This window comes from Demequina oxidasica, assembly GCF_000975115.1.
GTDB classification, from domain to species: Bacteria; Actinomycetota; Actinomycetes; order Actinomycetales; family Demequinaceae; genus Demequina; species Demequina oxidasica.
Genome location: NZ_BBRE01000002.1, coordinates 392,454 through 405,717, shown reverse-complemented (window position 1 = coordinate 405,717; position 13,264 = coordinate 392,454). Strand labels below are relative to the sequence as shown.

Here is a 13,264-nt window from a genome sequence, read left to right as displayed (position 1 = left end):
CTTGATGACCTAGTAGCGACTAGTTGGAATTGCTTTCCAGTCTAGGGCAGGACGCGCTTACCCCCACTCATGCGCGCCAGCAGGCACTGAGTGCCGGATTTGGATTGAATTCGGCACTCAGTTCCTGCTGGGGACTAGATCAGGTCGAGGAGCAACTGGTGCACCCGGTGGTCGCCGGAGATCTCGGGATGGAATGCCGTCGCGATGCGCTTGCCGTAGCGGACCGCGACCGCATGGGCCTCGTCGTCCCCCGCGCCAGCCAACGTCGCGAGCACCTCAACATCAGCGTCGTAGGCCTCGACCCACGGAGCCCGGATAAACGTGGCGTGCATCTGAGAGCCGTCCGGCTTCCACTCCAGCGCCACCTCGGAGGAGTCCACCTGTCGACCAAAAGCATTGCGCCGCACTGTCATGGGGATACCGCCCAGAGTCTGCTGACCCTCGATGCCGCCCTCAATGTTGCGCGCAAGAAGAACCATTCCGGCACACGAGCCCAGCACCGGCAGCCCGCCGTCGATGGCGGCAATGACCGCGTCGCGTAGACCGAATGCCCGCAGCAGCTTGTCCATGGTTGTGGACTCTCCCCCGGGAATCACCAGCGCTTGAATCTGCGCGAGCTCAGCCGCGCGTCGCACCGGCACCACAGTGGCACCTAGTGCGGTCAGCACCGCAGCGTGCTCCCGCACGTCGCCCTGCAATGCCAACACTCCCACACGGGGGCCCTCGGTCTGCTTGGTCTGCTCGCTCACGCGTGCTCCTCTCCCAGGTGCCGCAGCTGCCCATTCCAGGGCGTCACGGTCGTCAACAACTCTCTCAATTGGTTCGGAAAGATCTCGATCGTGACGTCGTTCAACTCCGCCAACGAGAACCACCGCGACTCATCGATGGTGTCCGCCTCGGTGACCGTCCACGCGACCGACCCTGCGACAGCATCGCTCGCAAGGGAAGAGAGGAAGAACTCTTCGTGCTGGACGAAAGGGGTCTCCATAAAGTCGAACAGCGCCGACCGTTCCCACACCGGACCCACAAGCTGCTCAGCCGCGATGGCAAACCCGGTCTCCTCGGCTAGCTCGCGCGCTGCCGCCTCACGATGCGTCTCCGCACCTTCCAACCCACCACCCGGTGTGAACCACCAGTGGCGCCCCGGCTGCGCCGGATCATGCCCCTGCAGCAACAGAATCCTTCCCGATGCATCGAACAGCAGGACGCGTGCCGCTTCCCTGGCTACGGGTGAGGTAGCCAAAAAATCCCTACCAGCCGCGCTCGGCCAGGCGGTGAGGCTCGGGGACCTCGTCGACGTTAATGCCGACCATTGCCTCGCCCAGGCCGCGCGACACATCCGCGACCACGGAAGCATCGTCGAAGAACGTGGTGGCCTTGACGATCGCCTTGGCGCGCTGCTCCGGGTTGCCGGACTTGAAGATTCCGGAGCCCACGAACACGCCCTCGGCGCCGAGCTGCATCATCATCGCGGCATCGGCTGGCGTGGCGATGCCACCTGCGGTGAAGGTGACGACGGGAAGCTTGCCCGTCGCGGCGACTTCCTGAACCAGTTGCAGCGGGGCCTGAAGTTCCTTGGCGGCCACATAGAGCTCGTCCTTGGGCATCGAGGTCAGGTGCAGAATCTGGGAGCGCAGGGTGCGCATGTGGGTCGTGGCGTTAGACACGTCGCCGGTACCGGCCTCGCCCTTGGAGCGGATCATGGCCGCGCCTTCGGAGATGCGACGCAGCGCCTCACCAAGGTTGGTGGCACCGCACACGAACGGAACGGTGAAGTTCCACTTGTCGATGTGGTGCGTGTAATCGGCGGGAGTCAGCACCTCGGACTCGTCGATGTAGTCCACACCGAGCGACTCGAGGATCTGCGCCTCGACAAAGTGGCCGATGCGCGCCTTGGCCATGACGGGGATGGACACGGCCTTCATGATGGATTCGATCATGTCCGGGTCGCTGCTGCGGGACACGCCTCCCTGCGCGCGGATGTCAGCGGGCACGCGCTCGAGCGCCATGACAGCGACGGCTCCGGCGTCCTCGGCGATCTTGGCCTGCTCGGCGTTGACCACGTCCATGATCACGCCACCCTTGAGCATCTCGGCCATGCCGCGCTTGACTAGGTCCGTACCTACCTGGGGTGACTTAGCATCGGGCTGACTCATGAGGCTGCTTCCTTACTCTGATGGGGATGGAATTCTGCATCCATTCTAATCGCGTCTTGGTAGGTCTCCAGGACTCGTGGCGCCACTACGTCCCAGTCGAATTCCATGGCGCATTCCTGGCCGAGGTGGGCGAGGTCCGCACGAGCCTCGGGGTCGCGGAGCAATTCGAGAACTTGGCGCGCCAGATCCTCCGCGTCACCCACTTTGTGGAAGGCCACCGTCTCGACGCCCTCGACGTTGGTCGCCACGTCCTTGAACGCGGTGAGGTCACTCGCCACCACCGCCGCACCGGCGGCCATCGCCTCTACCAAGACGATGCCGAAACTCTCGCCTCCCAAGTTGGGGGCGCAGTAGATGTCCACTGAACTCATGAACACCTCCTTTTCGTCCTCCGCGAGCTCACCGATGATCTCCGCACCGGCACGTGCCGCCTTGGCTGCGACGCGGTCCGAGAACCGGCCCGCTACCAAGAAGCGCGTGCGCGGCATCTCGCGTCGCACGGCAGGGATCATCGCAAGGAAATCGTCGAGTCCCTTGCGCGTCTCGTCCATGCGGCCCAAGATTCCGACCGTCGGCACAGCCTTGCTCCCCTGCCACTCGCGCTTGGGCTTTGCGTCGACATACCCGGAGGTGTCCACGCCATTGGGGATGATGTGTGTCGCGGAGAGCCGCAGGTGTTGCTGGATGGTCTTGTCTGCGGAGGGTGACACAGCAATACGCGCGTCCAGCTCCTCCATGCCTGGCTTCACAAAAGGCTTGCCGATGCGCATCAGCCGTGAGTGGTCGTTCGAGGTGTGGAAGGTCGCAACCGTGGGACCGAGGCGCGCCCACATCGCAATGACGCTGAGCGACATGGTGCCCGGCTCATGCAGGTGAACTACGTCGAAGTGTCCATCCTGAAGCCAACGCCGCACCCGCGCCGCGGTGAGGAGTCCAAAGGTGAGACGCGCGGTCGACCCGTTGTAACTGACGGGGAAAGAACGGCCGCTGGCCTGGACGTAGTCGGGCACGGGCGTATTGGGCGCTGCCGGCGCCAAGACCGAGACCTCGTGACCACGCGCGATGAGCGCCTCTGCCAGATCCGTCACGTGAAGCTGCACGCCGCCAGGACGGTCAAGAGAATACGGGCAGACGATGCCGATCCTCATTCAGTCCAGCCAAACCGTTGCAGCATGTGCCAATCCTCCGGGTGGGCGGCAATCTCCGCGCTCATGAATGCCACCCATGACTCTGTCATGGACTGCACCTGATCCGGCTTACGCCCCTCCGGTACACGGATAGTCGGTCCAAACTTCAGCACCTTGCCCACCCGCGACTTTGCGGCCTTACGCCGCGCGCCGGTGAGCTTCTCCGAGTAGATCATCACGGGGATTAACGCGGAGTCGGAGGTGACGGCGAGGGCGGCTGGGCCTGGCGCCACACGCACATCGTGGCCCCACATATCGACATGAATACCGCTGCCGGACAGATCTCGGTCGGCAACCAGGGCGAGCGCCCCGCCCTCAGTCTTGGCTTGAGTGATCAATTTGCGGAAGGTCGACTGCCCCTCGTGCCCAAAGATGGTCATTCCCAGACCGGCACGAAACTTGATGAACTCCTCGAAAACCTCTGGCGGCTTCAGGACCTCGGCGACCGAAGTCACATGGGCGATGTTGCGCCCCGCGTAGGCGCCAATCAGGTCCCAGTTGCCTGAGTGGCTTAGCGGCAGAACCACGCGACCTTCGTCTCTCAGGATTGCCTGAACTGCCTGCTCGTTGACCATGCGCACGCGCGCATCGATGGACTCGCCTGACATGCGTGGCAGTTCCAGGACCTCGGCGTAGTAGCTCGCCACCGAGGACATGCCCTGCCGGCTAAGGCGTCGCAGTGGCTTTCCCGACAATCCCGTGACTCTGTGCAAGTTGGATTCGAGCCGGGTGACGGATTTGCCACGCAGAAACCACGCGGATGCAGCGCCGAGCCCGGCGACGCCGCGCACCACGGAAACGGGAAGGTAGCGTGACGCACGCCACGCGATCAAGAAGGCGTTCATTCGGAGGCGTCGCGCTCCGCATCGTGACCGGCCTCGTTGCCCACCGCTTCGCCACTCGATTCGGTAGGGGCGGCGTCCCCCTGGGCGCGCGCCCGCTCCTCGTCGCGGCCGCGTTCGCGTTCTAACTTGAGGTCGGCCACGGTGATTGCTGGGTGAGCACCCGGCGCCTTCTCCCCTGGCAACAACGGCGACAAGTCCGATGCCCGCTTGACGGCCATCGCGCGCTGGACCACGGTGATGAGGGCCGCCGCGGCGAGCGCGTAGAGCGCCCATGTGAGGATCCACAACGGCAGTCCCATACCCACGAGCCCGGTGGCAAGCAATCCAATGACAAGTCGGTCCGAGCGTTCTGCGATACCGACTGCCGCGTCAATTCCGAGCGACTCCGCCCGAGCACGGGCGTAGGGCACAAAGGAGCCGATGGTCAGGCACAGCATCGCCGCCATCGCGGTGTTGCGATCCACATCGAGGAACGTCCATACCAACGCGCCAAAAATCGCTGCGTCAGCAACCCTGTCGAGCGTTGAATCCAGGAATGCGCCGAGGCGAGACGACAACCCACCCAGCCGCGCCATCGTCCCGTCGAGCATGTCCGTCACCACGAAGAACGCGATGAAAAGCGTTCCCCAGAGCAGCATCGTGCCGCCCTTGGGGTAGAAGAAGAGCGCACCAAAGACCACGCCGATGGTGCCGATGATAGTCACGGCGTTGGGGTGCAGCCCCATCTTGAGGAGACCGCGCGCGGGCGCCTCCCAGACTGCTGCCATGAGCGGCCGCAACTTGCCAAACATCAAAAACCTCTGCTCCGGGCGTTAGCCCTCTTTTGTCCAAGCGTCGCTCAGCCGCTGCCAAGTGTCGTCCAGCAGTTCCGGTAGCGCCTTGGTCTTGGCGATGATCGGCAGGAAGTTGGAGTCTCCCGTCCATCGTGGCACGACGTGCTGGTGAAGGTGCTCAGAAATGCCCGCGCCTCCCACAGCCCCCTGGTTCATGCCGATGTTGAAACCCTTAGTTCCGCTCACGCGCGCGAGCACTCGCATCGCTTGCTGCGTCAGGTCGCCCATCTCGTTGCGCTCGGCGTCGGTCGCATCGGTGTACCAGCCAATGTGGCGGTACGGGCAAACCATCAGGTGACCGGGGTTGTAGGGGTACAGGTTTAGCACCACGTAATTGTGCTCGCCACGGTGCACTACCAGAGACTCCCGGTCGTCGCCACCAATCTTCTGACACAGCGGACACTCGTGTTCGCCCTGGTACTCGGGCCGATCAGACGAGTGGCTCACGTAGGCCATGCGATGGGGCGTCCACAGGCGCTCAAAGCCGTCAGCCTCGCCGCCCATCATCTCTCCATCAACGATGTCTGCCACGCTCTATACCTGCACCTTGTCCGCGATCGCGGCGACGATGCGCGCCACAGCATCGGCGATAGGAACCTGGTTGTCCTGGCTGCCGTCTCGCAGACGGAAGCTCACTGCGTTCGCCTCCTGGTCGTCGCCACCCGCAATCAGCACGAACGGGACCTTCTCCTTGGACGCATTGCGGATCTTCTTGGGAAAGCGCTCGTCGGAATCGTCAATCTCCGCACGCACACCTTGGCGCTTGAGTTCCGCCACGACGTCGCCCAGGTACTCGTTAAAGGGCTCAGCAACTGGGATGGCGCGCACTTGAACGGGCGCCAACCACACGGGGAATTGGCCCGCGTAGTGCTCCGTAAGGATGGCGAAGAAGCGCTCGATGGAGCCGAACAGCGCACGGTGGATCATGACCGGCCGCTGGCGAGAGTTGTCTGCGGCCGTGTACTCAAGCTCAAACCGCTCGGGCAGGTTGAAGTCCAGCTGGATGGTGGACATCTGCCATGAGCGGCCGATCGCGTCGCGGGTCTGAACCGAGATCTTGGGTCCGTAGAACGCCGCACCCTCGGGGTCCGGAACCAGTTCGAGGCCCGATGCGATGCCTACCTCGCGTAGCGTCTCGGTGGCCTCCTCCCAGACGTCGTCCTCGCCCACGGACTTCTCCGGGTTGCGAGTGGATAGCTCGAGGTAGAAGTCCGTGAGGCCGTAATCCTTGAGCAGACCCAGCACAAAGTTCAGCGTCGTGGTGAGCTCGTCCTTCATCTGCTCGCGAGTGCAGTAAATGTGGGCGTCGTCCTGTGTAAAGCCACGCGCGCGAGTGAGGCCGTGAACTACGCCGGACTTCTCGTTGCGATACACGGTGCCGAACTCGAACATGCGCAGTGGCAGCTCGCGATACGAACGGCCACGGGAGTCGAAGACCAGGTTGTGCATGGGGCAGTTCATGGGCTTCAGGTAGTAGTCCTGGCCCTGCTTGGTGATGTTGCCCTCGGCGTCGCGCTCCTCGTCCATGTGCATGGGCGGGTACATGCCGTCGGCGTACCAGTCCAGGTGACCGGAGGTCTCGAACAGCTGCTTCTTGGTCGCGTGAGGGGTGTAGACGAACTCGTAGCCTTCCTCGACGTGACGCTTGCGCGAGTACTCCTCCATCTCCATGCGAATGACGCCGCCCTTGGGGTGGAAGACCGCCAGGCCGGAGCCGATCGCGTCGGGGAAGGAGAACAGGTCCATCTCCGCGCCGAGGCGGCGGTGATCGCGGCGCTCGGCCTCAGCCAGGCGCTCTTTGTATTCGGTGAGCTCTTCCTTGGTGGGCCAAGCGGTGCCGTACACGCGCTGGAGCTGCGGGTTGTTCTCGTTACCGCGCCAGTAGGCGGCGGCCGAACGCATGAGTGACCAGCCGTTGGCCAGCACCTTGGTGTTCGGGACGTGAGGACCGCGGCACAGGTCCTTCCACTTGACCTCGCCCTGGCGGTTGAGGTTGTCGTAAATGGTGAGGCCGCCCTCGCCTACTTCCGCGGAAGCGCCCTCAGCAGCATCGGCCGCATTGGACTTGAGCCCGACTAGTTCGCACTTGTAGGGCTCGTTTGCCAGCTCGGCGAGTGCGTCCGCGTCACTGATCTCGCGCCGAGAGAAGGTCTGCCCCTCCTTGACGATGCGCTGCATGGTCTTTTCGAGCTTCTTCAGGTCCTCGGGAGTGAAGGGCTCCTCGACGTCAAAGTCGTAGTAAAAGCCGTTCTCGATGGGCGGCCCGATGCCGAGCTTGGCACTGGGGTTGATCTGCTGAACCGCTTGCGCCAGCACGTGCGCGGTTGAGTGGCGAAGCACCATGAGTCCGTCGGGCTCGTTCACGGAGACGGCCTCGACTGTCTCTCCGTCCGCCAACTCGCGTGCAAGGTCGACCAGTTCTCCGCCGACTCGCATCACCACCACCTCACGGCGGTCGCGGAACAGGTCGAGGCCCGTCGTGCCGGTATCGATCGAACGTTCGTCGCCGTCGATGGTCACGGTCATGCTGGCCACAGAGAAACCCCTTTTGGTGTCGTCGGAGCGCGCACCAATAGGCGCACACCCGTCAATGCTACCGAGGTTCGCGTCCGCGCCAGGCAATCACGCGCCCGGGTGATGTGCGGTGTTGCTTCTAGTCGTTCAACTTCTTCGCCTGCTCGGCGAGCATGTCAACCTTGTCGTCGACGCTATCGGGAGTCTTGTCCTTGATCTTCTCCGCGGCGTCATCAATCTGCTCGTCGGACATGTTGCTGGCGGCGCTCTTGGCCTTGTTGATCATGTCGTCCATTCCCATGGCGACCTCCTCTTCGAGTGCTGAGTAATCTCACGCAGGATGCGTTCCTTTGACGCTACGCCCCTTGGAGGCGTGCCACTGGGCGGCTTAGGCCTCGACTGCCTCGGTAGTCGCCTCAGACTTACCGCCCGCGCGCTTGCCGAGTTCGGCCGCGAGCCAGATCAGCACGATCGGAATCACCAGCGCCGCTACCAACGTGCGGACGATCACTTCGCTGTCGAGCGAGACCGCGATCACAAGCGCCGCGGAAATATTGCGCTGGGCGGTCGCGAAACTCGTGACGCGTCGGTCCGAGGCGGACATCCCGAATCCGGCGAGGTAGCCCGCTCCGTAACCGACGGCGAGCAGAACTAAGGTTCCGATAAAGATCCACGAGCCGGCGGAGCTAATGATCTCGCTCCAGTTCACGATGATTCCGGCAACGATGCCGAGCGCAAGGCCGACCGTCGAAATTTGGTTCACCGGCTTAGCCATGTTGGCTGCCGAGCCGGCATAGCGCGCGCGAATGAAGAGGCCGACCGCAAGCGGGATCAGCATGAGCACCACCAGCGACGACGCGATGTCTCCTGCGGAGACCTCGGCACCCGACACGAGCAGAGGCACAACGATGGGCGCATAAACCACCGTGACGACCATCAGCAGCACCATGCCGCCGACCGCGAAGGCGGGATCGCTCTTGGAGAGTTTGGCCAAGGTGGGCAGGAACGGCGCACCGGCGCAGCAAGCAACCAGGATGAGTGCCGGGGCGGTGGAATCGTCCATGGGCAGCGCCTTGGTAACGAGCACCATGATTCCCGGCACGACCACAAAATTCGCGATCAATAGCAAGATCACCAAGCGCGCATTCTTGAGTGGCTCAACAATGCTCGCTACCGTCAGCTTTAGCCCCATGGCAAACATGCCTGCCACCACGAAGGCGAGCATGCCGACCTTAGTGATTCCGAGAAGAACGTCGTCAGGCATGCGGGGCTCCGTTGGTGGTAGAGACAATGCCAACAGTCTAGGGTTCAGGTCGCCTATCTCGTCGCTCTACTGCAATGTTGACACAGCGTCCTCTGCCCTAGTCCGCGGAGGCCGGGGTAATGAGGACCCAGGGAGAGCCGCCGGCCACCGGGACCCCAGGTTCCTGCCCCTCACTCCACCACTTGGCCTCGTAGGGCACGTTGCCGAGCTGGACTCTAGTACCAGTGGTGTACTGCTCCGTCTTGTCCCACTGGGGGTAGCTTCCTGGTGCGAGCGTGGGAAGCGGTGCAGGCGTATCGCCAGGCAATACGGGTCCTACCAGGGTCCATGGCGAGTCGTCCGGATTCGCCACAGGGGTTCCGGGCGCGCTTCCGCTGGTCCAGTAGCGGGCCTCGTAGACATTCTTGTGCCAGACAATCTTGGTGCCGGTCGGGTAAGTGCCCAGCGGGTCCCAGATCGGGAATGGACTGTGCGCGGGATCGTCAATTTCGTCGCTGCTGCCGGAGGTGGGTGAAGCTGACGGTGAAGTTGATGCCGTGGGTGAGGCAGTCGCAGAAGAATCGTCGTCCGTGGCAGGAATCACGTTGGGCAGGTCCGCGGACAAAACCTCCGCGAATGACTGCGACCCCTGATCCACACCACTGCAGTTGTTCTGCACCACCGTAATAATCTTCGGCAACGGGCTTTGGCACTCGGCGTCACGGTTGAGCGACCACATCGACAGTTGTCCAACGCCGTGCTCGCGGGCGAATTCATTGACGACCTGTGCGTCTTCGATAGTGAAAACCTCGCCAGCGACGTCATTCTGCCCAATCATGGGCGTGATGCCCACCTTCTCCCAGGCGCGCGGAGCGTCAAGTTTGGTACCTATGCGTCGGTACGCGTCGGACACCTGACCGTGCAGGGATCGTGCCGCCTCAAGCACCGCATCGGAGTACGGCGCGGTCGGTGACACTCCGGAGTTAAAGTCCATGGTCATGCCGTTGACGCCCGCCAAATCAACTCCCTGGTCGAGCATTTGGTCAACGACTGCGATTCCCTCGGCGGTCAAGCCACTGGTCGCCACCGGGAGGGTGAGCCATACAGCCAGGTTCTGGCCATCGGCAATTGCCTTGTCCTGAACGGCCTTAATCGCGGTCGCTCGGCGTGCTCCTCCGTCGGAGTCGGCGAGTGAAGCTCCTTCAATGTCTAGGTCGATGCTGGTGATCTTGTATCGATCAATCACCGACTGGTATGCATCCTCAAGTGCGCTCGCATCGGAACATGCCGCCGCCAGCTCGGTGCCTGCCTGGCCACCAAATGAGACTCGAACATCGCCACCCGTGCTGCGAAGTTGGGAGATACGACGATCCATCTCTAGCTCGTCCGCGGCCGCGTCGAGGGTGTATGCACCGCCCCATAGTGGAGTGCATTCACTAGTGGGGTCGGCCACCACGAACGACAAGATGACGTTCGACTGCGCCGGTCCCGCAGGAGTGCCGTACGAATAGGTGGGCGTCAGCGTCGCATCGACGTAGCCGGCGAATGTAGACGGACCCGTCCTCTCTGTTTGCGACATGACGGATGCCACAGCCGTGTATCCAGCCCAACCCAGTAGTCCTGTACACGCGAGCACAAGACCCACGCGAATAATCGAAATGCGGGAACGAGGTGCTTTTGCCTTTTTGGTCTTACTCATAGAAATACCTAAGTGTGAGAGGGGCGCACATGGTTGTCTCGCGCCGATGGATAGTGATCAAGGAGGAGGGAAGCTGTCAGCCTCGGTGATGCGCGCGGGTATCCCCACGTCGCTCAGAAGGTACGGATGTCACCGCGGTCGCGCGCTGTTCTCCGGGGGCGTGGTCGCAGTCTGGGCCAAAGTAGAGAACTGCTTCCCAGTCAATCTCGTTAGGCTGCTCGGAGTCTGCAGGCGCTGGGCGCACCTTGGCGGGGACCTTGACCCAATGCGCCACACCGACGAAGACGTCGATGATTGAGTTGCGGAAGCCGATAAACGCGAAGATCGCGTAGAGGGTCAGAAGGCCGTTGAACAAGGCGAATGCGCTGTTGCTCCAGTTCTCCGCAAGTACGCCGTTGGCGACGGTGTAAATCGACCATGCGGCGATCAGGTACGCCGCCACTACATACAGCGCCGGTGTGGCGGTGCGGTTGGCTACCTTCGGTGTGCGCGCGAACGCGATCTTTGACTTTGCCGCGGCCTGCTGAAGCGACTTCAGCGTTCCCGCCAGATTCACTGGCAAGAGGAGCAGGTTAAAGGCATAGACCCGGAAGATGTCTGTGCGCTTGTATCCAAGGCGCTTAAAGTCTGAAGACATCGCCAGGAAGTACGGGAGTGCCGCGGCGACGATCACGGGACTGAGTAGCCGGTCGTCGAACGGGAACGCCAGCAGCAATACCAGACCAACGCTCGCCCATGAGATTGATGCCATGTAGTTGAAACGAAGCGCGACGGACGCTCTGGGCACTCGCCTGCCTGCCTTACGTTCACGGCGCACGTAGCGAAGGAACTTGGGCAAGATCAGCAATCCGCCGTTGGCCCAGCGAGCACGTTGCACCACAAGCGAACCGAAGTCGGGGGGCGTCGCGCTGTAACTGAGGCGCTCTGGGTAATTGAAGAGAGTCCAGTCCTTCGCGATCAAGTCGATGCTCGACTCAGTGTCTTCAATCACAGTGCGGTCCTGCACGTAGCGATATACGGGCTGGCCCGCCACGTACGACACCTCAACGATGTCGTTCAAGGCACTCTTGCGGATCACTGCGTTGGCGCCCACCCAGAAGGTCGCGTCGTAGTAGCTAAGACCCTGGTGCAGGATGTGCTGAATGTCGGTAGTGGCACCGGCAATACGCTCAAGTCGGGTCTCGGCACCGCGGAAAGCGGAGTACGGAGTCTGGATGACTCCGACGCGTTCATTGCCTGATGTCTCCATGTGGTGGATGAGTCGCAGGCAGTACTCGCGAAGCAGCACGCTGTCTGCGTCGAGCGTCAGAATGAACTCGGTGTCGGGGATATCCATCACCCCAGGGCCATCCGGCGCCGTGGTGTCGCGCAGAACTACGCCAATCTTGGTCTGCACCGCCTGAACTCGGCGGCCCATGAGACCCATGTAGGCATTCAGATTCATAGCCTTGTTGGCGTCGTGAGGCAGGTGCGCGTAGGCCTTGCGCTCAAAGGAGCTCAAGTCAGCATCGAACGTCCACACTAGTCGGCGCCCCAACTGCTTGAGCCGTTCGGCGGGTAGGTTTGCACGCTCGTCGAGGGACCGGAAGAGGGCACGCGCCGTGACTTCGAAGTCTCCGGCGAGGCCGCCAAAAACCTCTTCGGCAAGGAAGTCGTCCGCGTGGCTCTCGCGAGTGTAGGACGCCGCCTGCTCACGGAGCCACTGCGCTCCCCACACATAGTCGAGTGCGAGATTGCGTACCTCGTCAGGCGAGCTCTTGCCATCAATGCGTGTAGCAGTCTCGTAAACATCGAGCGAGGTCGAGAAGCGCTTGAAAGGCACGCGCAGCAGATCCATGATCTCGGTGGGCAGTGCACGGCACTGCTCAAGACTGACGCGAGCCTCGTCGTCTTTGGGAGTGGGCGGGTCGTCTAGCAATAGGACGATGCGCGTTCCTGGGTATTCCTGCAACGCGGCAGACAGCAGCGTCGCGCGCACTACGGAGGGCTCCTCGGCGTACGACGGCACCAACACAGTTAAAGAAGGACGTGAGGCACCCATCGCTGCATCGATCTCCGCACGCGGCACTCGCACGTGGGTGCGAGATCGGTAGAGCGCGCCCTGACGCGCGAGCAGGTAGCAGTAGGCCGAGAAGATCAGCATGGCCATGATGCCGACGTAAAGAATGGTCTGGAACCAGAAGTGGCTGTCCTGAATGCCGTAGTCAATGACCCTCGAGATGACCGTCTGCGCCAGGTAGACGCATAGGGCGATCACCGTAAAGACGATTCCGAGCCCACCTAGCCAAGTTGCTGCGGTACTTGCGGGCTTCTCTTGGATGTCTAGAGGGGGCCGCGGGCGTTCTGAGCCCCATTGGCGACGACGCCGTTTGGGCGCCTTGGCGCCCTTGGCATACCCCTTGCCACGTTGAGTTTCACCGTTAGGTGCATCATCCACGTTTGCCTCGTCGGAGACGCCCCCAGGCGTCACTTCCACGTCAGGGCGCGCTGCGGCGCCGCTAGCTGCGTTCAAACTCACTGGTAAATCTCCCTCAGTCAACAGGTACCCCGAGGGGCCCTGCCATGTGCGTACGTTGAATTTAACGCTGCCTCTGCCAGTGTAACCATACAAGTAAGTGACATATGTCACATCAGATTGTGGAGAGCAGAGACGCCGTTCGTATCAAAGTTCATCGTTGAAGGTCGGGGAGGTGGCCATGGCTCACCTTGCGCCACCGATCAGGCGGCGTCGTACGTTGCGCCAGACATCGGCACTCCACGCGTCAGTATGGCTGAAAGGCCCGACCG

Annotated in this window: 12 protein-coding genes; all 12 read right to left on the bottom strand. The window is 62.4% G+C overall.

What is annotated here, in order from left to right; translation table 11 throughout:
• Positions 1-134: 134 nt before the first annotated feature.
• Positions 135-749, bottom strand: a complete 615-nt coding sequence (pdxT, locus tag AOP77_RS08900) for a pyridoxal 5'-phosphate synthase glutaminase subunit PdxT (RefSeq protein ID WP_062212546.1) — start codon at positions 747-749, stop codon at positions 135-137.
• Complete coding sequence (locus AOP77_RS08895) at positions 746-1,243, bottom strand: NUDIX hydrolase (protein ID WP_201774111.1); 498 nt, start codon at positions 1,241-1,243, stop codon at positions 746-748. The genes pdxT and AOP77_RS08895 overlap by 4 nt, the downstream gene beginning before the upstream one ends.
• Positions 1,244-1,250: 7 nt before the next feature.
• Positions 1,251-2,156 (bottom strand): pyridoxal 5'-phosphate synthase lyase subunit PdxS, encoded by a 906-nt coding sequence (gene pdxS / locus AOP77_RS08890; protein ID WP_062212541.1) that lies wholly within the window; start codon positions 2,154-2,156, stop codon positions 1,251-1,253.
• A complete protein-coding gene (locus AOP77_RS08885; protein ID WP_084622485.1) occupies positions 2,153-3,304 on the bottom strand; it encodes a glycosyltransferase family 4 protein in 1,152 nt (383 codons plus the stop codon). Before AOP77_RS08885 ends, pdxS begins: the two co-directional genes overlap by 4 nt.
• Entirely contained in the window at positions 3,301-4,188 is an 888-nt protein-coding gene (locus AOP77_RS08880) for a phosphatidylinositol mannoside acyltransferase (RefSeq protein ID WP_062212538.1), read from the bottom strand. The genes AOP77_RS08885 and AOP77_RS08880 overlap by 4 nt, the downstream gene beginning before the upstream one ends.
• A complete protein-coding gene (pgsA, locus tag AOP77_RS08875) occupies positions 4,185-4,955 on the bottom strand; it encodes a phosphatidylinositol phosphate synthase (RefSeq protein WP_369345406.1) in 771 nt (256 codons plus the stop codon). Before pgsA ends, AOP77_RS08880 begins: the two co-directional genes overlap by 4 nt.
• Before the next feature lie 45 nt (positions 4,956-5,000).
• Positions 5,001-5,528: an HIT family protein gene (locus AOP77_RS08870; RefSeq protein ID WP_062212662.1), complete on the bottom strand. Its 528-nt coding sequence runs from the start codon at positions 5,526-5,528 to the stop codon at positions 5,001-5,003.
• A 27-nt stretch (positions 5,529-5,555) separates the two neighbouring features.
• A complete protein-coding gene (gene thrS, locus AOP77_RS08865; RefSeq protein WP_174435922.1) occupies positions 5,556-7,547 on the bottom strand; it encodes a threonine--tRNA ligase in 1,992 nt (663 codons plus the stop codon).
• A gap of 127 nt (positions 7,548-7,674) precedes the next feature.
• Positions 7,675-7,836 carry a hypothetical protein gene (locus AOP77_RS12420; RefSeq protein WP_169746472.1) on the bottom strand — a complete coding sequence of 54 codons (162 nt, stop codon included), beginning with the start codon at positions 7,834-7,836 and terminating at the stop codon, positions 7,675-7,677.
• 87 nt (positions 7,837-7,923) lie between these two features.
• Positions 7,924-8,799 carry a bile acid:sodium symporter family protein gene (locus AOP77_RS08860; protein ID WP_062212535.1) on the bottom strand — a complete coding sequence of 292 codons (876 nt, stop codon included), beginning with the start codon at positions 8,797-8,799 and terminating at the stop codon, positions 7,924-7,926.
• 97 nt (positions 8,800-8,896) lie between these two features.
• Positions 8,897-10,477 (bottom strand): glycosyl hydrolase family 18 protein, encoded by a 1,581-nt coding sequence (locus AOP77_RS08855; protein ID WP_084622483.1) that lies wholly within the window; start codon positions 10,475-10,477, stop codon positions 8,897-8,899.
• 76 nt (positions 10,478-10,553) lie between these two features.
• Positions 10,554-12,995, bottom strand: coding sequence for a glycosyltransferase family 2 protein (locus AOP77_RS08850; protein WP_062212529.1), 2,442 nt, complete (start codon positions 12,993-12,995; stop codon positions 10,554-10,556).
• Positions 12,996-13,264 lie beyond the last annotated feature (269 nt).